Here is a 25,607-nt window from a genome sequence, read left to right on the forward strand (position 1 = left end):
CGCTCCCACCCCCGGATGAACCCCTCCACTCAGCCTGCCGAAGGGGCCGGCACGGCAAGATCAAAAGCGGTACTCGAGCTAACGCTCATTGTGTTGAGTGGTGGGGAGCGGGTGTGGACGGCTTTTGCTTTTGCTTTTGCTTTTGTGGGAGTGGGCTTGCCCGTGGAGGCGGCCTTCGGGCCGACCGGGTTCTGGTGGGGGTACATGTTCTTTACTGCCGCTGTGGCCAGTTCCATCTCCCTCCGGGCGGTCCGACGTTTCGGGAGGGTTAGGGTGAGGGCTGCGATCTGAAGTCTGCTGAAAAGCCGCCTGAATCCACGATGGCGGCCTGACAGCCGGCCTCAGTCCTGTGAGAGCCGGCTTGCAGTGTGTCAGGTGTGGTCAGTTGGCGCGTTTGTCGTCGCCAGGCTCGCCGCCGACATGGACGCCGCGATCATCGCCCGGTTCGCCTGCGGCATGCAGGCCTCGGTCATCACCGATTTCACCGGCGCGATGCACGCCGCGATCGTCGCCGATTTCACCAGCGCGATGGACGCCGTGGTCATCGCCGATTTCACCAGCGCGATGGACGCCGTGGTCATCGCCGATTTCACCGGCCCGATGCACGCCATGGTCATCCCCCGGTTCGGCGTGGGTGCCGTTGCGTCCCGAGGAGGCGCTGGGGCCTGAGTTTGCGGAGCCGTGGCCGCTGTTGCCGCTGGCGCTGTGACCGCCGCTGTCGCCATGGCTGCTGCCACCACCGGCGCCGCTGCCGCCGTGACTGCCGCCATTGCCACCACCACTTCCACCACCACTACCGCCGCCTCCGCCTCCGTTGCCACCACCTCCGCCTCCATTGCCGCCGCCTCCATTGCCGCCGCCACCACCGCCGCTGCCACCTCCGCCATTTCCTCCATGGCCGCCGCCTCCACCTCCGCTACCTCCGCCGCCACTACCTCCTTCCTTGGCCTGAACGCTGGACATTCCCGAAAGGTTGTCCGGAATCAATACGGTAGACGCCGACAGGACTGCGCCGATGGCCATTGCGAGCATGAGCTTTTGAATGTGCATATCGTTCTCCGTCTTTGTTGTATTGGTTGGGAACGTGGATTGCGTGGTTGCCGTTGATCCGACCCGTTCCCGAGGTCAGTGGATGCTTGAAGCGAGTTCGAAGATCGGGATGTACATCAGGATCACGATCACCCCGATGAGCAGGCCGATGAAGGTCATGAGCAGTGGTTCGAAGAGGCGCACGAACCACTCGATCCAGCGACTGATTTCTTCGTCGTAGAAATCGGCGCTGCGCTCCATCATCTGGCCGAGGTTGCCGGACTGTTCGCCGGCCCGCAGCAGGCGCAGGGACACGGGGGTCACCAGACGATTGAGTTCCAGCGCGGTGGACAGCGATTGCCCCTCGCGCACTCGCTCGCAGGCCTGGTCCAGGCGTACCCGCGAGGCCGGGGTAAGCAGGTTGCGCACCATGCCCATGGCGGTCACCAGCGGAATCCCGCCTTGCAGCAGGATGCCCAACGAGCGGTAGAACCGTGCCAGTTCATACATGAAGATCCTCTGGTGTACGGCGGGCAGTTTTTCCACCAGCCGATCCAGCGCCCGACGAAACGCCGGTTGTTTTTGCAGGACGGTGAGGGCGACGATCAGTGCCGCCAGCCCACCGAAAAACTCAGCCTGATGAGCGTGCAGGAACATGCCGCTGCTCATCAGAATCTGCGACAGCCAGGGCAGGTTCGAGCCCAGGCCTTCGAATACCAGGCTGAAGCGTGGCACCACGTAACCCATCAGAAACAGCACCACGCCACCGCCGACCACCAGCAACAGCAGCGGGTAGATCGAGGCGCTGACGATCTTCTGCCGCACCTCGTCCATGCGCTGGCGATAGCTGACGTAACGGCCCAGCGCATCGCCGACCGCCCCGGTTTTCTCGCTGGACTGTACCAGCGCGACGTACAAGGGTGGGAAAACCGCCGACAACTGGCCCAATGCCTGGGAGAAGGATTTGCCCTCATAGAGCAGGCGCACCAGTTCGCTGAGGGTCTTGCGCGCGGCCGGTGCGGTCTCTTTTTCCGCCAGGCTTTCCAGGGCATCGATCAGCGGCAGTCCGGCGTTGAGCAGGGTGGTCAGCTCCTGGCTGAACAGCACCAGATTGAAGGTTTCGCGCTGGCGCAGGCGCAGCGAGCGCCAGTGCTTTTCGGCGTGCAGGCTGACCACGCGCAGGCCCTGGTCTTCGGCGATCCGCCGCGCCTCGCTATCGCCCGGCGCCTCGACGCTCAGCGACACCACCCCGGCCTTGCCCACTGCCTTCAGATGAAAACGCATGCGCTGTGCTCCGCTTATTGCCAGTTGGTGACTTCGGCGTTTTCGCCTTCACCGCCGGGCTGGCCGTCCTTGCCCATCGACAGCAAGTCGTACTCGCTGTTCTCGCCGGGGTAGCGGTAGGTGTAGTTGCGGCCCCAAGGGTCCTGCGGCAGTTTTTTCTGCAAGTACGGGCCGGTCCATTTCGCTTCGTCGCTCGGTGCGGTGACCAGTGCTTGCAAGCCCTGTTCGGTGGACGGGTAGTGGCCGACTTCCAGGCGATACAGATCCAGCGCCTTGCTTAAGCCTTCGATCTGCGCCTTGGCGACCTTCACTTCGGAACGTCCCAACTGGGCGAAATATTTCGGCGCGACGATCCCGGCCAACAGGCCGAGGACCACCAGCACCACCAGCAATTCGAGCAAGGTGAAACCCCGTTGGGCACGCGGACGAAAATGCGCCTTCATGATGACCTCCCGTGAGTGGCAGTCGTGTCTCCCGAGGGCTTATGCAATTGCCATGCTCACCCACCACTCAAACCCAGTCATCTGCCTGAACCCCTTGTATTACGGGCTTTGCGCGAGTCGGCACAGTGCTTGCGTACGGCTCAATCACGACGGGTCAGTGGGGCATTTCCCCCAATTTTTCGGGCCGGTCAGGGGAGGCGCAATGCTCAATCCAATCAGGCTCAAACCCATCTGTGCAGGACTGCTGGGCTGCATGCTGTTGACCGGCATCGCCGAGGCCGATGTGTTCGTTTCCGTGGACGCCAAGGGCGGCTACGTACTGTCCAACGTCCACCGCCCCGGACGCACCTACGAACGGGTGATTCACGAACCGCAAATGCCGGTGGTGAGCCTCGATCAACAACCGCAAATGATCGCCAGGCAGCCCTACGCCGAACTGGTCTCGGCGGCGGCTTCGGCCAACCATTTGCCCGAGGCGCTGCTGCATGCGGTGATCAACGCCGAATCGAACTACAACCCCGGTGCCACCTCGCCCAAGGGCGCGGGCGGGCTGATGCAGCTGATGCCCGACACTGCGCGAGAGCTGGGGGTGACCGACGTCTACGACCCCCGCGCCAATATCCAGGGCGGCGCCCGCTATCTCAAACGCCTGATGACCCTGTTCGACAACGACATCGCCCTGGCTGTGGCGGCGTACAACGCCGGGCCGGAAGCGGTGCTCAGCCGTGGCCGGGTGATCCCGCCGTTCGCCGAAACCCAGCGCTATGTGCCCAGCGTCCTGCGCCAGTACCGGCGCTTGCAGGGCCTGGCGGCGGATGCGCCGTTGTAGTCCGCAACCCGGTTTTCCCCAACATCGGGGCAAACGAAAACCGGGGAAACGGGTGGGGAATATTCCCCAACGCTTCAAGTCGCCGATGTAACCGGTTGATAGATAGCGAAATTTTTTGTGGCACGCGGATTGCTCCAAGGGGTTTGTCGAGAATCATTCCCTGTGAGCACCCACTACGAGGTTTCCGATCATGGTTGGCATTCACCACGTACCGTCCCTGTTGAACTGGCTGGTTTTGCTGGCCTCCATGCTCAGCGTCGAGATCGCCAGCGCGGCTGTGCGCTGCGAGCGCAATCTGGTGGCCAACGTCGTGGCGTTCGATCAGCCGCTGATGTTCAACCGCCTCGGTGCGCAGAACGCCAACGGCATGATGTACGCCCTGCGCCGTGATGTGGTCGATGACCATGACGTGTCGCTGGCTCACGGTGGCGCGGCGGTGCCGGGCAAGGTTTCGCTGCGGGCCGACAAGCGTCCACGGCCGCTGGTGCTGCGGGTGGCCGCCGGTGATTGCCTGACCATCAACCTGCAGAACCTGCTCGATTATCAGGCCAACCCGAACAAGCATTTCGAGAACGAAGGCGAAGAGGAAGAGGGTATCGAGAATGCCAACGCCGCCGAAGACTTCAAGGTCGACGAGCAAGTCGCCGATCGCCATGTCGGGTTTCAGGTCAACGGCCTGCAAGCGGTGAACAGCATCGATGACATCTCCTCGTTCACCGGACGCAATGCCAACAGCCTGGTGCCGCCGGGAGCCAGCCGCTCCTACGTGCTGTACGCCGAGCGCGAGGGTGCGTTTGCAGTCAGCAGTCGCGGCGCGACCTTCGGCGGGGAGGGGGCGGCCGGCAACGTTGCCAATGGCCTGTTCGGTCAGGTCGTCGTGCTGCCCAAAGGTGGCCGCACCTATCGCAACACCCTCACCGAAGAAGAAATGCGCCTGGCCACCACGGGCCGCACCCCCGCCGGACAACCGATCGTCGACTACCAGGCCCGCTACCCGCAACGCGAGCCGTGGCTGCGTGAAGGCAAGGCCGGCACGCCGATCATCAGCATGGTCGACGGCAGCGAAATCATCTCCAGCGAAAGCGACGCGATTGTGATGGGCAGCAACGCTGATGGCAGTTTCCCGCCCAGCACCTATGCCCTGGAGTCGGTCGGCAAACGCAACCCGGCGATTCCCAACCGGCTGGAACCGTTCCGCGATTTCGCCTCGCAATTCCAGGATGAAACCGCCGCGACCCAGGCGTTCCCCGCCTACTGGGCCGATCTGGTCATGGCCCATGTGCTGGAGCCGACCCGCGATTCGTTCATGATCAACTACGGCTCCGGCGGCATGGGCGCCGAAGTGGTCGCCAACCGTTTGGGCGTGGGGCCGATGCACGATTGCCTGTCCTGCGCCTACGAAGAATTCTTCCTCAGCTCGCACACCGTCGGTGACGTGGCGATGCTGGTGGACGTGCCGGCCAACACCGGGCTTGAGAACATCGCCCCCGGCCAGACACCCTCCGCCGACCAGATCGGTGTCAAAGCGACCATGGCCCTGTATCCGTCGGAGCCGTCGAACGTCAACCACAGCTACATCGGTGACTTCGTCAAATTCCGCAACACCCACAACGGCCACGAGCAGCACATTTTCCACCTGCACGGCCACCAGTGGCTGTTCAACCCCAACGATGACAACTCCGATTACGTCGACGCCCAGGGCATCGGCCCGGGCGCCGGCTACACCTATGAAATTGCCAACGGCGGCTCGGGCAACCGCAACCGGGTTGCGGGCGATGCGATCTATCACTGCCACTTCTATCCGCACTTCGCCCAGGGCATGTGGGCCATGTGGCGGGTGCATGATGTGTTCGAGGAGGGCACCCGACTGGAGGTGTCCGCGCAAGGCGCCGACGGTTATCACAGCGAACCGTATGCCCTGCGCAGTGGTAAACCGGCGGCCGGTGCTCGGGCCTTGCCGGACGGCGAAATCATTGCCGGCACGCCGATTCCCGCCGTCGTGCCGCTGCCCGGCAAAGCCATGGCACCGATGCCCGGCAAAGTCGTGGTAGTGCCGAAGGTCGGCGAAACCCTGGTCGCCGGCAATGATGACGACGAGGACGAAGAAGAGGCTGACGACGACGGCGAACACCACGGCGGTAACGGCGGCTCGGGCGCGATTGGCTCACTGGCGCTGGTGGATCGCAGCGAAGCCAACCGCAACGCCGACGGCACCCTGAAAAACCCGGGTTATCCATTCTGGATTGGCGGTATGGAAAGTTCGGTTGGTCAGCGTCCGCCAACCCCACCGCTGGACATGCTCGACGCCGCCACCGCGCAGGCGCTCAAATCCAGCGGCAAGGCGCTGTGGGCCAACCTCGACCCGGCGCAGTCCGGCGGTTGGGACGGCGGTTTGCAGCGTCACGCCCTGGACGGCGTCTCCGCCGGTGGCGAGGCGCATACCGTGACCACTTCGCTGGACTTCTCCAAGGAAGTCACCCGCGCCAAACCGATTTATCTGCCGGAAGAGGGCACGGAAGTCGAACAGGCGGCGATGGCGTTCCACGCGAAAAAGGATCACCCAAGCTTTGCCTTGCTGCCCGGCAATCAGATCGTCGCGCGCAACTTCCGCACCAACGGCGCCTTGCCGATGGCCGGTGCGCCGTACTACGAACCGTGCATGGACGACCGGCAAAAACGCCTGACCGCCAGCGCCGGCACCGGTGAGTTCAACAGTGGTGAGCGCATCGACGGCATGTCGTTCGTCGGCGCCTCGACCTTCACCGCCGACCGTCCACGGATCTACAAAGCCGCCAACATCCAGTTCGACGCGGTGTACAACAAGGTCGGTTATCACTTCCCGCAGGCGCGCATCCTCGCGTTGTGGGAAGACGCCTGGCCGGTGATCACCAAGCAGCGTCCGCCAGAGCCGTTGGTGATGCGCATGAACACCTTCGATTGCGTGCAATACCAGCAAACCAACCTGGTGCCGGCTGTCTACGAGATGGACGACTATCAGGTGCGCACCCCGACCGATGTGATCGGCCAGCACATTCACCTGCCGAAATGGGACCTGACCTCCGCCGACGGCTCCTCCAACGGCTGGAACTATGAGGACGGAGTGCTCTCCCCAGGTGCGGTGCAGGAACGCATTCATGCGATCCGCGAGTTCAACCAGTGCGCAGGCACCGACCCGCGTGACGGCACCCAGGCCTGCCCGAAAGCCAAGGCGCATCCGTTCTTCGGTCAATACGGGCGCAGCGACTGGATGGGCGCGCGCACCGCGATGCAGCGCTGGTTCGTCGACCCGGTCGTCAACATCAAAGGCGTGGATCGCGGCCTCGGCACGATCTTCACCCACGACCACCTCGGCCCATCGACCCACCAGCAGATCGGTCTGTACGCCACGGTGCTGGCGGAACCGGCCGGTTCCACCTGGTTCCACGCCGAAACCGGCGCGCCGTTGTACAGCGGTGCGCGTCAGGACGGCGGGCCGACATCGTGGCAAGCGGTGATCAATACCGGCGACCTCGACGGCGACGGCAAGAACGACAGCTTCCGTGAGTTCTTCCTCGAGTACAGCGACTTCCAGCACGCCTATGAGGCTGGCGTGTATGTCGGTGCCGGGCCGAATGGTGTGCCCAATCCGCAAGCCTTCCCGGCCACTGCCGACAGCTTCCGCTACGCGATCAACCCGCCGGTGCGCAACAACGCCAGCAGCCTGCTCGAAGGTGTGCTGGAAGTGCAGGGCGGTCAGGTGCCGGGCTGCCCGAGCCGGCCATGCCCGCAAGCGATTTCCGTGGATGATCCGGGCATGTTCGTCGTCAACTATCGCAACGAGCCGCTGGCCCTGCGCGTCTACGACCCGAACAAGGTCGGCCCTGACGGCAAGCGCGGCATGCAGGCCGACGGCCTCGGCGGCGACCTCGCCTATGCCATGCAAAGCCGTACCGACCGGGCGATCCCGGCGATGAACCTGGCGCCGAACCTGGTGACCTCGGCCACCGGCCCGACCGGCGGCACCACGCTGTTCCCGCCGCACATCAACACCGGCGGCAGCGAGGCAGGTGATCCGTTCACCCCGATGCTGCGTACTTACACCGGCGACAACGTGCGGCTGCGGGTACATGCCGGCGGCCACGAAGAAGAGCACAACGTCACCCTGCACGGCGTGAAGTGGCTGCAAAGCGGTTCCGGCTTCGGCAACAGCTCCAACTCGGGCTGGCGCGCGTCGCAGATGATCGGCATCTCCGAGCAGATGGGCTTCATTGCGCCGGTGTCGATGCTCTCCAGCTCCGCCGCGACCACGGGTGACTACCTGTACTCGATGGACGCCTCGATCGAAGGCTACTGGAGCGGAATCTGGGGGGTGATGCGCAACTACACGGCCAAACGCAATGATCTGTTCGCCATCCCCAACAACCCGAGTCCGGCGGGCATGCGCAATACCGTGGCGTTCGAGGGCAGTTGCCCACGGATCAGCGCCAACCTCAACGGTATCGGCACCCGGCCGACGGTGCAGCGCAACTATGACGTGGTGGCGGCGCTGGCCAACGACATCCTCGGCAACACGCTGGGCCTGACCCTAGGCGATCCTGCCGGGCTCGGCCAGCATGTCGGCGGGCCGCTGAATCCGGCGGGCGGCACCCTGGTGCTGAACTCGCGCACGGTGAGCATTCCGCAAGTCACCGTGACCGATCCGGAGGATGGCGAGACCATCACCATCGGCGGGCAGAGCGGGCCGCTGCATGATCCGACCGCGATCCTGTACGTGCGCAAATCCGACCTCGATCCGGTCACCGGCAAGCTCAAACCCGGTGTGCCCGTCGAACCGCTCGTGCTGCGTGCGGCGGCCGGGGACTGCATCAACATCACCCTGGAAAACCGTCTGCCGAGCGTGATGCCCGACCTGACGCAAACCGCCGTGATGCAGGGCATCGTCAAGCGTGACCGCAACAGCGGCCTGGGCTCGACCACCTTCAGCAACAACCTGATGCGGCCGTCCAGCCACGTTGGCCTGCACGCGCAACTGCTGGCCTACGACATCACCAAGTCCGACGGTGCCAACGTCGGTGCCAACCCGATCCAGACCGTGCCGCCACGGGTGGGCAACAGCGGCGCGTACCCGACCCGTACCTATCAGTACTACGCCGGGCACCTGGAGCGTGAAGGCAAACCGGTGACCCAACTGGGCCGCAGCGTCGACAACATCAACGCCACGGCGGTGGAGTTCGGCGGCTTGAACATCACTCCGGCGGACGTCATCAAGCAGCCGCAAAAAGGCCTGGGCGGAGCGATGAGCATCCTGCCGGCCGGCGCCACCTGGGTCGACGATGTGCGCAAGGTCAACGCCACGGTCACCGCGCCGGGGCAAACGCCTTACCGCGACTTCGCGATGGTCTGGCACAAGGCGCTGAACACCCGTTGGGCCAATGGCCGGCCGGTGGAGGGCATCGCGGCCGAAGGCTTTGGTGTGCCGACCGACCCGCAGGACAACTCGAGCATGGCGATCAACTACAAGACCGAGCCGCTGTGGTATCGCTTCGGCCTCGCCCCGGATGCGCCGTTCGGGCATGCCGACGGCGCCGGTTACGGCGACATGACCAACGCGCACATGGCCTACAGCAACGCGCTGGTGGGGGGCGATCCGCAGACGCCGGTGCTGTACGCCAAACCGGGGCAGCCGTTCCGGACCCACATCCTGATGCCGACCGGTGGCAGCCGTGGCACCACGTTCCAGCTCGACGGGCATGTGTGGTCGGTCAATCCGTTCCTGGCCGAGAAGAGCGACACCGGTGGTTATCCGATGGGGGCGCCGGGGGTGGGGTCGGTGCGCTTCGGCTACAACCCGATGTCGATGTACATCGGCGCCCACGAGAGCGTCCTGCCGGCCGCGCACTTCAGCTTCATGATCCCGAGCGCCGGGGGCAGCAACGCGATAGCGGGGGACTACCTGTTCCGCGACTACGCCGCCTACGGCAACACCTCGGGCCTGTGGGGATTGTTGCGGGTGACCAACGAGCCGGAGCCGGCCCCGCAGGGCCAGTGATTGAAAGGCAAGCCCTCCTTGCGGGAGCGGGCTTGCCCGCGAAGACGGCGGCACAGGCGGCATTGATGTGACGGGAAGGACGCTTTCGTGAGCAGGTCCGCTCCCACGGGTGGTGATGTTTCGCTCATGGGGGCGGTGATGTCGGGCACAGGTTTGAAGGGGAGAGCGCTATGAACAGGATCATCAGAATCAGCGCCGGTGTACTGCTGGTGGCGGGCGCGCTGATCAGCTTCGGCGTCTGGCGCACGGCGCCGTCGGCGATGCTCAGCGAGGTCGCGCTGCCGGACACCTGGAGTGGCCAGACCCTGGCCCGCGATGGCGTCAACGTGGCGTTCCAGCTCAAGCCGCTGGCCAGTGACGGCAAACTGCGTGAAGGCGAGTTCGCCGACGTGCAGTTTCGCGTCACCGATGGCGCGTCCGGACAGCCGTTGTCCGGCGTGGCACCGGGGGCCTGGATCGATCCGCAAACGCTCGCCGCCGACCAGGCCCAGGGCCGCGACAAAAGCTGCAAGTCCCGGGTCGGCACGTTCCTCAAGTCGAATATCGGCGCCCGGCCGCTGCTCGACCTCAACAGCTATTTCCTGCTGGTGATGAACCGCGATGCGAGCATTGCGGTGGTCGACCCGTCGGTGTCGGTCGGCGGGATCACCAGCACCCTGGCGCGCATTGAGCTCAAGCAACCACCGATGGATTGGGTCACGCCCAAAGACAACAAACGCGTGTTCGTGTCGATGCCCGCTGCCGGGGAAGTGGCGGTGATCGACAGCGAGCAATTCACGGTCATCGACGCGGTCGCCGCCGGCAGCCAACCGGTGCGCGTGGCGCTGCAACCGGACGAACGCCTGCTGTGGGTCGGCAATAACGCGACCCAGGCTGAAGAGTCCGGGGTGACGGTGATCGACACCCAGAGCCTGAAACCCCTCAAACATCTGGCGACCGGGCGCGGGCACCACGAAATCAGCTTCAGCAAGGACAGCCGTTTCGCCTTCGTCAGCAATCGCGACGACGGCACCCTGAGCGTCATCGACGTCGCCAGCCTGAATATCCTGCGGCAACTCAAGACCGGCAGCAGCCCGCTGTCGGTGGCCTATTCGCCGCTGTCCGGCGCGGTGTACGTGGCCGATGGCAAGGACGGCAGCGTCACCGTGATCGATGCGATCAGCCACGCGGTACGGCGGGTGATCAAACTGCAACAGGGCCTCGGCCCGATGGGCTTCAGCGCTGACGGCCGCTTCGGCGTCGTGCTCAACACCGTGGAGAACCGTGCCACGGTGATCGACGCCGCCAACGACGCTGCGATCCACGACCTCGACGTCTCCGCTGAACCCTACCAAGTGGTGTTCACCAAGGCCTACGCCTATGTGCGTGGATTGGCCTCGCCGAAAGTCACCATGATCAACCTCGCATCCCTCGGCGAAGGTCGCCAGCCGATCAGCCAGGGTTTCGAGGCCGGTCCGCAGCCGCCGCGGCTGGCCGGGGATCTGCCGCTGGCCTCAAGCCTGGCGGTGTCGCGGGACGACAACGCGGTGTTCGTGGTCAACCCGGTGGACAACACCACCTACTTCTACGCCGAAGGCATGAACGCGCCGATGTCCGGCTACCCCAACCGTGGGCAGATCGCCCGTGCGGCCATGGTCATTGACCGCAGCCTGCGCGAGGTGTCGCCGGGGCTCTACAGCACGCGGGTGAAGCTGCCGCTGGCCGGGACGTTCGACGTGGCGTTCCTGCTCAATCAACCGAACATCATTCATTGCTTCACCGCGCAGATCGAGGACGACGGCAAGCCGCAAAAGCACGTTGGCAAGCCGAAGGTCGAGTTCCTGCTGGACAAGACCGCCGTGGCGCTCAACGACCCCTACGTGGTGCGCTTTCGCATCGTCCAGGGCAAGCAGAAGCTGCAACGCAGCGGCGTCAAGGACGTGCAGTTGCGCTACTTCCTCGCTCCGACCTCGCGTCCCCGTGAAGTGGCGGCGCTGGAAGTGGCGGACGGCGTGTATGAGGCGCCGGTGACCCTCGACCGCAGCGGTGCCTGGTATCTGCACGTGCGCGCGGCCTCGCTGGGTGCCGGTTTCGATGACCAGACCTTTGCCAGTGTCCGGGTAACCCCCGACCCGACCCGTTGAAGAGGAATTCGCCATGAACCGATTTGCATCTCGCGGCCTGCTGACCCTGTGCCTGCTGGCCGTCGGCATCCATCAGGCCCAGGCCCATTCGGCGGACGAGCACGCCGGGCACCAGGCCCCCGTCGCCAACACCCAGGAGCACGCCCAGGTCAAGTTCGCCAACGTGCCGCTGCTCGATGAGAACGGCAAGACCGTGCGCCTGGAGCAGGATCTGGTGCAAGGCAAGATCGTGGTCATGGGCTTCATCTACACCAGTTGCACGACGGTGTGCCCGGTGGTGTCGTCGATCATGGGCAAGGTGCAGACCGCGCTCGGCTCGCGGGTCGGCAAGGAAGTGCAACTGGTGTCGATCAGCATCGACCCGCAGCGCGACGACCCGAAACGCCTGCGCGACTACGCCCGGGCGTTCCAGAAAGGCCCGGGCTGGAGCTGGATCACCGGTTCGCCGCAATCGATCAGCGAAACCCTCAAGGGCCTCGGCAGCTTCAGCGGTGACTTCAAGAATCACCAGCCGCTGATCCTCGTCGGCGACGGCAACAGCCGCCACTGGACCCGTTACTACGGCTTCACCGACCCGGCGCTGCTGACCAAGGAAGTCGAGAAACTCAGCGGCCTGCGCACCCACGCCAAACACACCGCGATTGCCATGGAGCAACAGCCATGAGAGCGCTTCTGCTGATCTTCCTGACCCTGTGTTTCTGCGTCATCAGCCTGCTGGCGATCGCCCATGAGGGTCACCAGCAACAGTCGCCAGTGGTGGTTGCGGCGCAACCGGCCACGGGCACCCACGACGCGAAAACCTGGTTCACCGACACCCCGTTGCAGGATCAGAACGGCGACACCCTGCGTTTCTACAGCGATGCGCTGCATAACCGGGTGGTGCTGCTCAACGTGATCTTCACCAGTTGCAATGACGCCTGCCCGCTGATTACCCGCAAGCTCAAGGAAGTCCGCGAGTTGCTGGGCGACAAGGCCGAGGGCATCACCTTTATTTCCCTTACCAGTGATCCGCTGCGCGATACACCGGCGGTGCTCAAGGCTTACACCTTGAAGCAGGGGGCCGATGACCCCCACTGGTTTTTTCTGACCGGCGACAAGGCGCAGATGGATCTGATACTCGGTCGTATCGGCCAGATCGTGCCCACTCCCGAACAACACTCGACCCAGTTGATCGTCGGCGATGTCGCCAACAAGCGCTGGAGCAAGATTCGCCCCGATGCTCCGGCCGCCGCCATTGCCCAGCGCTTGCAGTTGCTGACAATGCCCGTGGCCGGTCGCTGAGCTTCGGTCATGAAAACCTGCCGCCTTCTCGCCCTGTGCCTGCTCGCTGGCGTCAGCCTTGGCGCGGCCGCCGTGCCGCTGACCGACGCGGAAAGCGCCGGCAAGCGCCTGTACCGCGAAGGCCTGTCGGCCAGCGGCGAGGCGATCATGGCGCGGGTCGGCGCGGCGGACGTGCTGTTGCCGGCCACCAGTCTGCCGTGCGCCAACTGCCATGGCGCCGATGGTCTCGGACGGCCCGAAGGCGGGGTGCGCCCACCGGCGTTGAGCTGGACACGGCTGACCAGCACCTACGGTCAGCAGCAGATCAACGGCCGCAGTTATCCGGCCTACACCGACAGCACGCTGGCGCAGGTCATCCAGCACGGCCGCGACCCCGGTAACAACCGACTCGACCCGAGCATGCCGCGCTTCCTGCTGTCGATGAAGGATCAGCGCAACCTCACGGCTTACCTCAAGCGTCTGGCCGATGACCGCGATCCGGGGCTGGAGGCCGAGACCCTGCACCTGGGCACCTTGCTGCCCAGCCAGGGGCCGCTGGCCGAGGAGGGCACGACCGTGGCGGCGGTGCTCAATGGCAGCGTGGCGCGGATCAATCAGGCCGGTGGCATTCATGGCCGGCAATTGCGCCTGACCGTGGTCGATCCCGGCCCGGATCGCGCCAGCGCCGAGCAAGCCCTGCAACGGCTGATTGAGCAGGAGCGGGTGTTCGCCCTGATCGCTCCGCTGGCCCCGGCGCTGGACAGCGAACTGGCGCCGCGCCTGGAGTCGGCCGGCGTGCCGCTCATCGGGCCGCTGTCGCTGCTCGGCCCGGTGCAGACGAGTCCGCAGATTTTCGAGCCGTTGCCGGGCCTGCGCGAACAGCTGATCGCTCTGGCCGACTACGCCAGCGCCAGCCTGCGCGTGCTGCAAGGGCCGACGCTGATCGCTTATCCCAACGATCCGGGCCAGGCGCTGGCGGCGCAAAACCTTGGCGAGTATTTGCAGGCCCATGGCTGGCAGAAAGTCCATCTGCAAGCCTACGACCCGGCGGCGGATGCCTTGCCGCTGGGCTCGCGCTCGGTGTTCTACCTGGGCAGTGGCGATGGCTTCAGTCGGCTGGCGGCCGGATTGCAGAGTGCCGGGCAGGTGCCGTATCTGTTCGCGGCGTCGAGCCAGGTGGCCGGGGACCTGCTGCAAGTGCCGGACGGGTTTTCCCGGCGGGTGTTCCTCGCGTATCCGTTCGTGCCCAGCGACTGGACCCAGGCCGGGCGCATGGCGCTGGGCGTGTTGCGCGAGCATCAAGGCCTCGGCGCCCAGCATGCGGTGCTGCAAGTCGGCGCCTATGCCTCGATGCTGCTGTTCAGCGAAGGCATGAAGCAGGCCGGACGCGATGCCAGCCGGGAAAAACTGGTGGCGGCCCTCGAAGGCCTGCACGACTTCGACACCGGCCTGACCCCGCGCCTGAACTTCGGCCCCGGACGACGATTGGGCTTGAGCGGGGCGCATGTGGTCACCGTCGACTTGCCCGATCAGCGCTTCTATCTGGTCGCGCCCTACAAACCCATCATCGCCAGCCCTTGAACGGAGGTTCCGATCATGAAGATCACACTGCTGTGCTTGCTGCTTTCAGGCTGGCTGTCGGTGGCGTCGGCCAACAATGAACCGGCCGCCGCGCGGGTCAACGGCGAGGTGATTTCCGAATTTCGCCTGGAGCGCTATTTCGCCGAATACCTGGAGGATCAGGGCCGCGCCGTGGCGAGCATCCGCAATCCCAAGGCCTACAAACAGCTGCGCCAGGCGGCGCTCGATGCGCTGATCGACAGGGAACTGCTGTGGCAGGAGTCGCGTAAACGCGGGATACAGATCGATGACCAAACGGTGAACCAGCAAGTCGAGCAGACCCGCCAGGCCATCGGCGGCACGGAAAACTTTCTCCGTCGTTTGCAGGACGCCGGCTTCGATGAAGCCTCGTTCACCGAGTACACCCGCCGCGAGCTGGCGGCACAGCAGACGTTTGCCGAGTTGACCAGGACCCCGGAACCGGAGGAAAAACAGGTGCGCGAGTTTTTCCAGCAGCACCGCGCCGAGATGGGCACGCCGGAACAGGTGCAGGCCCGGCACATCCTGATCAAGGTCGCGGCGGATGCCGATCCCGCCACAGTTGAAGCGGCGCGACTACGCTTGATGCAAATGCACGTTGCTGTCAGCCAGGGTGAAAGCTTTGCCAGCGTCGCGCAAACCGGCTCTGAAGATGCCACGGCCAGTCAGGGCGGGGAATTGGGTTATTTTTCCCGTGGGCAAATGGTCCCGGCGTTCGAGGCGGCGGCGTTTGCCTTGAAACCGGGCGAGCTCAGCGGGGCGGTGCGGTCACCGTTCGGCTGGCATTTGATAGTTGTCGAGAACCACTTGGAGGCAGCCGATGTCCCAGAGTTGCAGGGGCTGGAAACAGTCAGGGCTTACCTTGCCCGACAGCAACAGTCCCAGGCTCGTCGCCAGGTGCTCGCGCAATTGCGGGCGCAGAACAGGATCGAACGAATTGACGACGAATGAAGGTTCCCCCCCAATAGTGGGGAATGGCTTCGATGCCCATTCAGGTGCTGCCCCGTTTTTGGGGAACGGGGTGCCGGGACGAGCGGGCATTGTCATGAAATTCAAGGACATGAAGACTAAATTTTACCGGCACTCAGCCTGGCATGAAGTGTGCGTTACCTCTTGCGAGGCGCACTCCATCAGGTTCGGTTCTCGGTTTCAGTTGCCGGACCTGCGGTTTCAAGGAGTCCACCTTGGTTAACAAAGTACTGGTTGTCGAAGACGAACAGCTGCTTGCACAGAACCTTCAGGATTATCTGTCGGCGCAAGGGCTGGACGTCCGGATTGCCCACGACGGCGCAGACGGCATCGGCCAGGCCGAGACGTTTGCTCCCAAAGTGGTGGTGTTCGATTACCGCTTGCCCGATATGGAAGGCTTTGAGGTGCTCGACGCCGTCCGCCGGAACAGGACGTGTCATTTTGTGCTGATAACGGGTCACCCGACCGCTGAAGTCTGTGAGCGGGCGCGGCAACTGGGGGTCAGTCACATCCTGTTCAAACCGTTTCCACTGGCGGAACTGGCCCGAGCTGTCTGCGACCTTCTGGGGATTGAGCGCGAAGCGAAACCCGGGGCGAGCCCTTCCGAGGGCTTCGTCGAACGACGCCAGAGCAAGACCGAGAGCTTCCCGTTGCAGTTGTACGATGGCAGTTGGGTGCTGGCGGATCGTCGACGAAAATCGACCTCCATGGCGCCGGACGACGATCAGATGCTCACCGGGGAGTAGTGGCGCGATAGAACGTTCCGGCACTTGCCGCGATGGCCTCCCGCGCCGACAGGGCTTCAAGCCCCGGGTGCTGGAGAGCAAGCCATGGAACGTTTGTCCGTTGTCGTCGAAGCCTTGCCGCCTGCGTGTGCCCCGACACGCTTTGGCAGTGACCAACTGGCCCAGGCCCGTGCGCGGGCCACCAGCTCCGGAGAACGGGTGCTGGATGCGCTGGCCGCACTCTGCGAACTGGCGCCGATGCCGTTCATTGCCTGCCTCGGCGCCACCCTGCATTACCCGGTGCTCGACACCGACAACCTGTTCCAGGCGACACCGGTGTTCGACCGGGTCACCCTCGCGCAATGCCTCAAACGTGAATTCATCCTCCTGCGCCATCACGACGAGGTCATCGGCGTATTCGCCGACCCCTTCGACACCGCGCGCCTGGCCTGGATCGACGAATGCCTGCACGGCGCGCCGCTGTATCTGGTACACGCCGACGACCTCAAGGCCTACCTGGCGCGTCATGAAGAAAGCTTCCACGCGGTCGAATCGCTCAACGCCCAGGCCGATGCCGGCGGCGAAACCGACACCCTGCAAAGCCTGTCGCTGACCAGCATCAGCGAAGACGCCAGCACCGTGGTCAAACTGGTCAACTCGACCCTCTACGACGCGCTGAAAATGCACGCCAGCGACATCCACCTGGGCACCACCGGCAGCGGCCTGGTGATCAAGTACCGGATCGACGGCGTGCTGAACAACATCAGCAAGATCCAGGGCAGCGAGTTCGCCGAACAGGTGATCTCGCGGGTCAAGGTCATGGCCGAACTGGACATCGGCGAAAAACGCGTGCCCCAGGACGGGCGTTTCAAGATCGGCATCAGCGGTCGGCAGATCGACTTCCGGGTGTCGATCATGCCGAGCATCTTTGGCGAAGACGCGGTGCTGCGGGTGCTGGACAAACAGGACCTGGCCGACAAGGTCTGCGGCGTGCAACTGCAAGCGCTGGGCTTTGAAGACGAAACCCTGCGCCAACTGCGCCGCCTGGCCGCCGAACCCTACGGCATGGTGCTGGTGACCGGCCCCACCGGCAGCGGCAAGACCACCACGCTGTACGCGATGATCACCGAGATCAACCATGGCGTGGACAAGATCATCACCATCGAAGACCCGGTGGAGTATCAGTTGCCCGGCGTGCTGCAGATTCCGGTCAACGAGAAAAAAGGCCTGACCTTCGCCCGTGGCCTGCGTTCGATCCTGCGCCACGACCCGGACAAGATCATGGTCGGCGAGATCCGTGACCCGGACACCGCGCAGATCGCCGTGCAATCGGCGCTCACCGGGCACCTCGTCTTCACCACCATCCACGCCAACAACGTGTTCGACGTGATCGGCCGCTTCACCCAGATGGAAATCGATCCCTACAGCCTGGTCTCTGCGCTCAACGCGATTCTTGCCCAGCGCCTGATCCGTCTGGTGTGCAGCAGTTGCAGCGCGCCGATCACCCCGAGCGAAGAAGAACTGCGCGCCTCCGGCCTCGACCCGCACAAGGTCGGCCATTACCACTTTGTTCATGGCAAGGGCTGCGGTCATTGCCGGGGCAGCGGCTATCGCGGGCGCACGGCGATTGCCGAGCTGCTGCACCTGGACGACGAACTGCGGCAAATGATCGTCGAGCGCCAACCCATCACCCAGATCAAGACCCTGGCCTGTGCCCGTGGTTTGCGCCTGCTGCGCGAATCGGCGCTGGAGCTGGTGGAGCACGGTCGGACCACGCTGGAGGAGATCAATCGTGTCACTTTTATCGCGTGAGCGTTTTATCGCCGTGCTCGGCGCCAGCGGTGTCGGCCTGGGGCAGCGGCGGGGCAGCGAAACCCTGTGGCTGGGCAGCGTCGGCTACATCGACGAAGGCTTCCAGAGCTACGCGGTGGCGCTGGACACCCTCGACCGGTTGCTCGGTGAACATGCCCGCGCCGGTGCCGAGCTGAGCGTGGTGATCTCCGGCCACTTCAGCCGTTTCTGCCTGGTGCCGTGGAGCGAGCAGATCAGCAGCCCCGACGAACTGCGCGGCTTCGCCCAACTGTGCTTCGAAGACCTGTTCGGCGCGCCGACCCAGCCGTGGAGCCTGGTGCTGTCCGCCGAGCCCGCCGGCTACGACCGCGTCGCCAGTGCCTTGCCGCAAGACCTGCTGGAGCGCCTGCGCAGCCTGGTCAGCGGTCGCGGTTTGCGCCTGCGTTCGGTGCAGCCGTACCTGATGACCGCGTTCAACCGCTTCGACCACAGCCTTGAGGCCGGCGACTTTCTGTTCGTGGTCGCCGAACCGCAACGCAGCGTGTTGCTGCTGGCGCGGGAAGGGCGCTGGGCGGCGGTGCGTTCGGTGGGCGGCAACGACAGCGATGCGACGCTGAGCGCACTGATCGGGCGTGAACGGCAGTTGCAGGCGTCCGCCAGCGAACGCGCCTTCAACGTTTATCTGCATGCCCCGGCGCGGCTCGATGCGCTGCCGGAGATTGCGGGGGTGCATCTGCGCACCCTCGAAGACGACTCGATGACCGTGCGTGACGGCTTGTACGTCATGTCCCGGGCGGTGGCCTGACATGCGCGCGCTCAATCTCGACTTCCAGCCACGTCCGCGTTCCGGCCCCTTGGGCTGGAGCCTGCTGGGCGCCGGCGTGATCCTCGCGCTGGTGTGCTTCGGCGTGCAGCAACACCTCGGCGAGCAGGCCGAACAGCAGCAAGGGCACTTGCAGCACACCCAGCGCCAGCTCACCGGCGACAGCGGCGTGAAGACCAGCCTCAGTCCCGCCGAAACCCGCGAACAGGTACAGAACCTGGCCGAGATGCGCAAAGTCTCGCAGCAACTGCGCCGCCCCTGGGAACGCCTGTTCGCCATGCTCGAAGCGATGCCGCGCGATGACATCGCGCTGCTCACCCTGACCCCGGATGCCCGCAAGGGCCAGGTGCGGATCAGCGCTGAAGCGCGGGATCTGCAAGCGATGCTGGACTTCCATAAGCGTCTGGAAGCCAGCGACGAGTTGTCCGACGTGTCGCTGCTGAGCCACGAAATCGTCGTCAAATCGCCGGAGCAACCGGTGCAATTCAACCTGTCGGCGACTTGGGAGATTGGCGATGCGAATCCCTAGACTGATCGTCCACGAATACCTGCAAGGCCTCGGTGTTCCGGGCCTGGCCGGGCTGGCGTTGGTGATCGTTGCGTTGTTCTGGATGCTCGGCGGACTGCTGCCGGGCTGGCAGGCGCTGCAGCACTTGAATCAGCAGACCGAGGAAGCTACCGAGTACCTGGCCAAGGTCGAGGACGGCAGCATTGCGCCGCCGGTGGTGCCGCAACGTCAGCTCGACGATTTCCGCAACAAACTGCCGGCGCAGCCCCAGGCCACGGTCGCCATCGACCGCATCTACGCGCTCGCGGCCCAGGAGCACATCACCCTGGCCCGTGGCGAGTACGCACTCGGCGTCGATCCGAAAACCCACTTGGCGCGCTACCAGATCCTGCTCCCCGTGCGCGGCAGCTACCCGCAACTGCGCCGTTTCCTCCATGCCTTGCTCGGCCAGTTGCCGGCGGTGGTGGTGGAAGACCTTGAGCTGCAACGCAAGAAAATTGCCGACACCGACCTGACCGGCCGGATCCGTATGACCCTTTATCTGTCGAGGTCGTGATGGATACCAAGCGCATAACCGGTTGGGTGGCGTTCTTCGGCGTGGCGGCGGCGTTGGCCTGGTTGCCTGAGTATTTCTCGCCGAGCGACGACGCTGATTCCAGCGAAGTCGCCGTGGCGACTCCGGCCAAAACCACCGGCAAGGGTGCCCTGCCGGCCAGCACCGCCAAGACCGGCACCGCGCCGCTGAAGGACCTGAGCCCGGCCGGCGATCTGTTTGCGGCCAAATCCTGGAAGGTCGCGCCGACCCTGGCGACGGTCACCGAGCAACCCGTCAACCCGACAGCGGTGGTGCAAGCCCCGAGCCTGCCACCGGTGCCGTTTCAATTCGTCGGCCGCCTGCATGACCGCAGTGACCTGCAAGTGTTTTTGCAGGACGGCGAAAAAATCTACGTCGTGCGCAACGGCGATGTCATCGATGACACCTGGAAGATCACCGGCATCTCCGATCTGGAATTGAGCCTGGTCTATCTGCCTCTGCATTTGTCGCAGACCTTGTCTGTGGGGAGTACGCAATGAACAGATCCCGTTTGCTGTTGAGCCTGGGCCTGTGTGCCGGGCTGGCCGCGTGCAGCTCCGCACAGGTCGCCAACAAGGAAGCTTCCGACCTGATCGAACAGGGTCAGTACGAGGCGGGGCTGGCGCGGATCCAGGAAGGCTTGCGGGAAAATCCCCGGGACACCGAGCTGCATCTGTTGCTCAACAGCGGCCGGGCCAAGGCGATCACCGCGCTGCTGACCTCGGGTGACACCGACCGCTCGCGGCGTGACTTCGCTTCGGCCCGCACCGCCTACAACCGGGTGCTGACCATCGAACCGAACAACCGTCGTGCCCAGGATGCCCTGCGCCAGCTCGACTACCTTCGCAGCATGGACGAGAAACTCGAACTGGCCCGTGGCGACCTGCGTCGGGGGGACATCTACGGCGCTGACCGCCAAGTGAAACAGATCCTCGAACTCGACCCGACCAACGAAGGCGCGCTGGAGCTGCAAGGCAATATTCGTCTGGTGCAGAGCCGCAACGTGGTCCAGTACCCGCAATTGCGCACCAAGCTCGACCGGCCGGTAACCCTGGAGTTTCGCGACGCCAACCTCAAGACCATTTTCGAGGTGTTGTCCCAGGTCGCCGGTCTGAATTTCATCTTCGACAAGGACCTGCGTCCGGACATGAAAGCCACGATCTTCGTGCGTGACGTGCGCATCGAAGACGCTGTGCAACTGCTGCTGCAACAGAACCAGTTGCACCAGAAAGTGGTGAACGAAAACACCTTGCTGATCTTCCCGGACTCGCCGCAGAAGCTGAAGGACTATCAGGAACTGGTGATGCGCACCTTCTACCTGACCAGCATCGACGCCAACACCGCGCTGAACATGGTCAAGACCATGCTCAAGACCCGCGATGTGTTCGTCGATGAACGCCTCAACACCCTGACCATGCGCGACACCGAAGACGCGGTGCGCATGGCCGAGAAGCTCCTGCAATCGCAGGATCAGTCCAACCCGGAAGTGGTGCTGGAAGTGGAGGTGATGGAAGTCGCCACCCAACGGATTCTCGACCTCGGTCTGCAATGGCCAAACACCTTCGGCGTGGTCAACAGCGACGGTTCGGCGGTGACCATTCTCGATCAGCTCAAGGGCATCAACTCCAGCCGGATCTCCATCTCGCCGTCGCCGCAAGCCAAGATCAATGCCCAGGACAACGACATCAACACCCTGGCCAGCCCGGTGATCCGCGTGAGCAACCGCGAGCAGGCGCGTATCCACATCGGTCAGCGCGTGCCAATCATCAGCGCCACCTCGGTGCCGTCGACTCAAGGCCCGGTGATCACCGAAAGCGTGACGTACCTGGACGTCGGTCTGAAGCTCGAAGTGCAACCGACCGTCCACCTGAACAACGAAGTGGCGATCAAGATTGCCCTCGAAGTGAGTAACGCCACGCCGCTGGAACCGACCCGCCAGGGCACGATCCCGGTGCAGGTTGACACCCGTAACGCGCAGACTTCGCTGCGCCTGCATGACGGCGAAACCCAGATCCTTGCCGGTCTGGTGCGTAACGACCACGGCGCCACCGGCAACAAGATTCCGGGCCTGGGTGACATTCCTGGTCTGGGCCGGTTGTTCGGTAGCAACAAGGACACCGTCGGCAAGTCGGAACTGGTGCTGTCGATCACCCCCCGGATCGTGCGCAACCTGCCGTATCAGAGCCCGTCGGACATGGAATTCCCCACCGGCACCGAAACCAGCATGCACATCCAGGCACCGGATCGCTCGCAGACTTACTCGATGCCGGCGCCATCGGCGCAGCCAAAAGCCATCGGCGAGGCTGCCGTGGCCACCACCCGCGTCACTGTCGAGAAGCCTTGATCATGAACGCCCAACGCGGTTTCACCCTGATCGAAGTCGTGGTGACGCTGGCCTTGATCGGTCTGCTGGCGAGCATGGCCGCGCCCCTGACCGAGACCCTCGTACGGCGTGGCAAGGAGCAGGAGCTGCGCACCGCGCTGTATCAGATCCGCGATGGCATTGATGCCTACAAACGGGCCTTTGACGCCGGTTACATCGAGAAGTCGCTGAACAGCAGCGGCTACCCGCCGAACCTCAAAGTGCTGGTCGAAGGCGTGCGCGACGTGCGCAGCGCCAAGGGTGCCAAGTTCTACTTCCTGCGCCGCATCCCCCGGGACCCGCTGGTGCCGGCCAAACGTGACGACAACGGCGGTTGGGGCCTGCGGGCCTACAACAGTTCCGCTCAGAACCCGCGCGATGGCGAGGACGTGTTCGACGTCTACTCCCACGCCCGGGGCAAGGGCCTCAACGGCATCGCTTACCGCGAGTGGTGAATCTCATGCGCCGGGAAAAGGGTTTTACCTTGCTGGAACTGATGGTGGTGATGGCGATCATCGCGACCCTGATGACCATCGCACTGCCGCGCTACTTCAACAGCCTGGAAACCTCGAAAGAGACCACGCTGCACCAGAGCCTGTCGGCGATGCGCGAGGCGCTGGATCACTTCTACGGCGACACCGGGCGCTACCCGGACTCCATCGAGCAACTGGTCGAACAGCGTTACCTGCGCAACGCGCCCCTGGACCCGATCACCGAGCGCAACGACCAATGGGTGCTGATCGCGCCGCCGGACGGCGTGGCGGGCGGCGTGGCCGATATCAAGAGCGGAGCTACCGGGAGGGCGCGTGATGGCAGCCAGTATTCCGAGTGGTAAGCCCGCGCAGCAGGGCGGCTTCACCTACCTGGGCGTGCTGTTCCTGATCGTGATCATGGGCATGGGCCTGGCCAGTGCCGGCGAGTTGTGGTCGACCGTGTCGCGCCGTGATCGGGAAAAGCAATTGCTCTGGGTCGGCAGCCAGTATGCCCAGGCCTTGCGCAGCTACTACCGCAGTTCGCCGGGGCTGGCGCAGTACCCGAAAGAGCTTGCCGACCTGCTCGAAGACCAGCGTTTCCCGGAGCCTCGGCACCACTTGCGCCAGCTCTACCCGGACCCCATCGGTGGCGGTGAGTGGTCGCTGCAACGGGGCTTCGACGGACGCATCACCGGGCTCAACAGTGCCTCGACCGAGCTGCCGTTGAAGCAGGCGGACTTCCCGGCGCAGTGGTCGGATTTCGAAGGCATGCAGCGTTATTCGGACTGGCAGTTCGTCGCCGAGAAGGCCTTCCTCGATGGCACCAACGGCCCGGCCAAAGGCCAGTCGGCCCTGCCACAGGCGTTGCAGCCATGAGCCGCCAGGGGTGGTGGGCGTTGATCCTCACGGTGGTGGCGTGCTGCGCCCAGGCCGGCGAGGAAGACGAAATGATGGGCTTCATCGTCGACGACACGATCTCGCACATCGGCCACGACTTTTACTACTCGTTCAGCGAGCGCCTGCGCGACACCAGCCCGATGGACTTCAACCTGGTGGTGCGCGAGCGCCCCGACGCGCGCTGGGGAAGCCTGGTGACCGTGGAATATCAGCAACGCCTGGTGTATCGACGCTTCCTGCCGCCGAACACCGTGGAACTGAAGGACGAGGCCTACGAGGCCGCCGACTCGGTTCGACTGGAGGTCGTCCGGCGCAAGCTGGAAGCCCTGTTGCAGGACACCACCGACCTTGAGAAGGACGAACTATGAACACAATAACGTTCTCACGGCGCAGCGGATTCTGGATCTCGGGATTGTTGCTCGGCCTTGCCGGTTCTGCCGCCGTCCAGGCCACCGAACTGGTCTACACGCCGGTCAACCCGTCGTTCGGCGGCAACCCGCTCAACGGCACCTGGCTGCTCAACAACGCCCAGGCGCAAAACGACTACGACGACCCGGATCTGAAGAAGCGCACCACGGTGGCCGGCACCTCGGCGCTGGAGCGTTTCACCAGCCAATTGCAATCGCGACTGCTGGGGCAGTTGCTGGACAACATCTCCACCGGCAACACGGGGAGCCTGTCCACCGATTCATTCATCGTCAACGTCATCGACGACTCCGGGGCACTGAGCATTCAAGTGACCGACCGAGCGAGCGGTGAAGTTTCGGAAATTCAGGTGAACGGCCTCAACCCATGACGGGATGACGGTTCCGGGGAGTGACGGACATGAAAAAAATAATAGTGCTAGGGCTGCTGTTGGCGACATTACAAGGGTGCGGTCTGCGCGAGCCGATGCCGGCCGAGCAGGACATCGCGACCCCGACCCTGACCCCCAGGGCTTCGACCTACTACGACTTGCTCAACATGCCTCGGCCCAAGGGTCGTTTGATGGCGGTGGTGTACGGCTTCCGTGACCAGACCGGGCAGTACAAGCCGACTCCGGCGAGTTCGTTTTCCACCAGCGTCACCCAGGGCGCGGCGTCGATGTTGATGGACGCGATGCAGGCCAGCGGCTGGTTCGTGGTGCTCGAACGGGAAGGGCTGCAGAACCTGTTGACCGAGCGCAAGATCATTCGGGCGTCGCAGAAAAAACCCAATACCCCGGTGAACATCCAGGGCGAGCTGCCGCCGTTGCAGGCGGCGAACATGATGCTCGAGGGCGGGATCATCGCCTACGACACCAACGTGCGCAGCGGTGGGGAAGGGGCGCGGTATCTGGGAATCGATTTGCAGCGCGAGTATCGGGTCGATCAGGTGACCGTCAACCTGCGTGCGGTGGATGTGCGCAGCGGGCAGGTGCTGGCGAATGTGATGACCAGCAAGACGATTTACTCGGTGGCGCGCAGTGCCGGGATTTTCAAGTTCATCGAGTTCAAGAAGTTGCTGGAGGCTGAGGTCGGGTATACGACCAACGAGCCGGCGCAGTTGTGTGTGTTGTCGGCGATCGAGGCGGCGGTGGGACACATGGTGGCGCAGGGGATCGAGCGGCATTTGTGGCAGGTGGCGGGGGATACTTCGACGCCTGGGCAGGATGATGTGTTGAATCGGTATTTGACTCAGAACAAGGTGGATCCGGGGGCTGAGGCTGAGTGAGCCTGGCGGCCTCTGGGCCGACCAGGTTCTTGGTTGGTTTGGGTGAATATCCGTTTTTTGGGGTGTTGCGGGTGGCGGTTTCGCCCTTACGGCGAGTCACCTTTTTCAGACGCCAAAAAGGTAACCCAAAAGGCTTTGCCCCGGCGTACGGCCCCTCGCTGGGGCTCGGGGTTCCTTCGTTGCGGGATTCATCCGGGG

23 protein-coding genes are annotated in these 25,607 nt (G+C 64.2%); 20 read left to right on the forward strand and 3 right to left on the reverse strand.

Annotated elements, in window-relative coordinates; all coding sequences use genetic code 11:
* Window positions 1-381: 381 nt before the first annotated feature.
* The 3 genes from KVQ74_RS28665 to gspG form a co-directional block, all read right to left on the reverse strand.
* Window positions 382-1,050: a hypothetical protein gene (locus KVQ74_RS28665; RefSeq protein WP_217834736.1), complete on the reverse strand. Its 669-nt coding sequence runs from the start codon at window positions 1,048-1,050 to the stop codon at window positions 382-384.
* A gap of 75 nt (window positions 1,051-1,125) precedes the next feature.
* Window positions 1,126-2,313 carry a type II secretion system F family protein gene (locus KVQ74_RS28670; protein WP_217834737.1) on the reverse strand — a complete coding sequence of 396 codons (1,188 nt, stop codon included), beginning with the start codon at window positions 2,311-2,313 and terminating at the stop codon, window positions 1,126-1,128.
* Window positions 2,314-2,327: 14 nt separating this feature from the next.
* Window positions 2,328-2,756 carry a type II secretion system major pseudopilin GspG gene (gspG, locus tag KVQ74_RS28675; protein ID WP_217834738.1) on the reverse strand — a complete coding sequence of 143 codons (429 nt, stop codon included), beginning with the start codon at window positions 2,754-2,756 and terminating at the stop codon, window positions 2,328-2,330.
* A 202-nt stretch (window positions 2,757-2,958) separates the two neighbouring features.
* On the opposite strand from gspG, the gene KVQ74_RS28680 reads away from it, so the two are divergent.
* The 20 genes from KVQ74_RS28680 (at window position 2,959) to KVQ74_RS28775 (ending at window position 25,409) form a co-directional block, all read left to right on the forward strand.
* Entirely contained in the window at window positions 2,959-3,585 is a 627-nt protein-coding gene (locus tag KVQ74_RS28680) for a lytic transglycosylase domain-containing protein (protein WP_217834739.1), read from the forward strand.
* Between the two features lie 190 nt (window positions 3,586-3,775).
* Window positions 3,776-9,613, forward strand: coding sequence for a manganese-oxidizing multicopper oxidase MnxG (gene mnxG, locus KVQ74_RS28685; protein WP_217834740.1), 5,838 nt, complete (start codon window positions 3,776-3,778; stop codon window positions 9,611-9,613).
* A 170-nt stretch (window positions 9,614-9,783) separates the two neighbouring features.
* Window positions 9,784-11,736 carry a YncE family protein gene (locus KVQ74_RS28690; RefSeq protein ID WP_217834741.1) on the forward strand — a complete coding sequence of 651 codons (1,953 nt, stop codon included), beginning with the start codon at window positions 9,784-9,786 and terminating at the stop codon, window positions 11,734-11,736.
* 13 nt (window positions 11,737-11,749) lie between these two features.
* Window positions 11,750-12,400 (forward strand): SCO family protein, encoded by a 651-nt coding sequence (locus KVQ74_RS28695; RefSeq protein WP_217834742.1) that lies wholly within the window; start codon window positions 11,750-11,752, stop codon window positions 12,398-12,400.
* On the forward strand, window positions 12,397-13,017 hold the full coding sequence (locus KVQ74_RS28700; protein ID WP_217834743.1) for an SCO family protein: 621 nt from the start codon (window positions 12,397-12,399) through the stop codon (window positions 13,015-13,017). Before KVQ74_RS28695 ends, KVQ74_RS28700 begins: the two co-directional genes overlap by 4 nt.
* Window positions 13,018-13,026: 9 nt before the next feature.
* Window positions 13,027-14,577: an ABC transporter substrate-binding protein gene (locus tag KVQ74_RS28705; protein ID WP_217834744.1), complete on the forward strand. Its 1,551-nt coding sequence runs from the start codon at window positions 13,027-13,029 to the stop codon at window positions 14,575-14,577.
* A gap of 15 nt (window positions 14,578-14,592) precedes the next feature.
* Window positions 14,593-15,546, forward strand: a complete 954-nt coding sequence (locus KVQ74_RS28710) for a peptidylprolyl isomerase (RefSeq protein ID WP_217834745.1) — start codon at window positions 14,593-14,595, stop codon at window positions 15,544-15,546.
* Window positions 15,547-15,779: 233 nt separating this feature from the next.
* A complete protein-coding gene (locus KVQ74_RS28715; RefSeq protein ID WP_217834746.1) occupies window positions 15,780-16,310 on the forward strand; it encodes a response regulator in 531 nt (176 codons plus the stop codon).
* A gap of 84 nt (window positions 16,311-16,394) precedes the next feature.
* The gene (locus KVQ74_RS28720) at window positions 16,395-18,101 is read left to right on the forward strand and encodes a GspE/PulE family protein (RefSeq protein ID WP_217834747.1); all 1,707 of its coding nucleotides are present in this window, start codon (window positions 16,395-16,397) and stop codon (window positions 18,099-18,101) included.
* Window positions 18,082-18,885 carry a hypothetical protein gene (locus tag KVQ74_RS28725; protein ID WP_217834748.1) on the forward strand — a complete coding sequence of 268 codons (804 nt, stop codon included), beginning with the start codon at window positions 18,082-18,084 and terminating at the stop codon, window positions 18,883-18,885. Before KVQ74_RS28720 ends, KVQ74_RS28725 begins: the two co-directional genes overlap by 20 nt.
* A 1-nt stretch (window position 18,886) precedes the next feature.
* The gene (locus KVQ74_RS28730) at window positions 18,887-19,432 is read left to right on the forward strand and encodes a PilN domain-containing protein (RefSeq protein WP_217834749.1); all 546 of its coding nucleotides are present in this window, start codon (window positions 18,887-18,889) and stop codon (window positions 19,430-19,432) included.
* A complete protein-coding gene (locus KVQ74_RS28735; RefSeq protein WP_217834750.1) occupies window positions 19,419-19,967 on the forward strand; it encodes a GspMb/PilO family protein in 549 nt (182 codons plus the stop codon). Before KVQ74_RS28730 ends, KVQ74_RS28735 begins: the two co-directional genes overlap by 14 nt.
* A complete protein-coding gene (locus KVQ74_RS28740) occupies window positions 19,967-20,485 on the forward strand; it encodes a hypothetical protein (RefSeq protein ID WP_217834751.1) in 519 nt (172 codons plus the stop codon). The genes KVQ74_RS28735 and KVQ74_RS28740 overlap by 1 nt, the downstream gene beginning before the upstream one ends.
* A complete protein-coding gene (locus KVQ74_RS28745; RefSeq protein ID WP_217834752.1) occupies window positions 20,482-22,329 on the forward strand; it encodes a secretin N-terminal domain-containing protein in 1,848 nt (615 codons plus the stop codon). The genes KVQ74_RS28740 and KVQ74_RS28745 overlap by 4 nt, the downstream gene beginning before the upstream one ends.
* Before the next feature lie 2 nt (window positions 22,330-22,331).
* Window positions 22,332-22,802 carry a type II secretion system protein gene (locus KVQ74_RS28750; protein WP_217834753.1) on the forward strand — a complete coding sequence of 157 codons (471 nt, stop codon included), beginning with the start codon at window positions 22,332-22,334 and terminating at the stop codon, window positions 22,800-22,802.
* Window positions 22,803-22,807: 5 nt separating this feature from the next.
* Window positions 22,808-23,182, forward strand: a complete 375-nt coding sequence (locus KVQ74_RS28755) for a type II secretion system protein (protein WP_217834754.1) — start codon at window positions 22,808-22,810, stop codon at window positions 23,180-23,182.
* Window positions 23,157-23,696: a type II secretion system protein gene (locus KVQ74_RS28760; protein ID WP_217834755.1), complete on the forward strand. Its 540-nt coding sequence runs from the start codon at window positions 23,157-23,159 to the stop codon at window positions 23,694-23,696. Before KVQ74_RS28755 ends, KVQ74_RS28760 begins: the two co-directional genes overlap by 26 nt.
* Entirely contained in the window at window positions 23,693-24,085 is a 393-nt protein-coding gene (csgE, locus tag KVQ74_RS28765; RefSeq protein ID WP_217834756.1) for a curli production assembly/transport protein CsgE, read from the forward strand. The genes KVQ74_RS28760 and csgE overlap by 4 nt, the downstream gene beginning before the upstream one ends.
* On the forward strand, window positions 24,082-24,513 hold the full coding sequence (locus KVQ74_RS28770) for a curli assembly protein CsgF (RefSeq protein ID WP_217834757.1): 432 nt from the start codon (window positions 24,082-24,084) through the stop codon (window positions 24,511-24,513). Before csgE ends, KVQ74_RS28770 begins: the two co-directional genes overlap by 4 nt.
* Window positions 24,514-24,542: 29 nt before the next feature.
* Window positions 24,543-25,409 carry a CsgG/HfaB family protein gene (locus tag KVQ74_RS28775; protein ID WP_217834758.1) on the forward strand — a complete coding sequence of 289 codons (867 nt, stop codon included), beginning with the start codon at window positions 24,543-24,545 and terminating at the stop codon, window positions 25,407-25,409.
* The last annotated feature ends 198 nt before the right edge of the window (window positions 25,410-25,607 follow it).

The organism is Pseudomonas botevensis (assembly GCF_019145475.1).
In the GTDB taxonomy this organism is placed as follows: domain Bacteria; phylum Pseudomonadota; class Gammaproteobacteria; order Pseudomonadales; family Pseudomonadaceae; genus Aquipseudomonas; species Aquipseudomonas botevensis.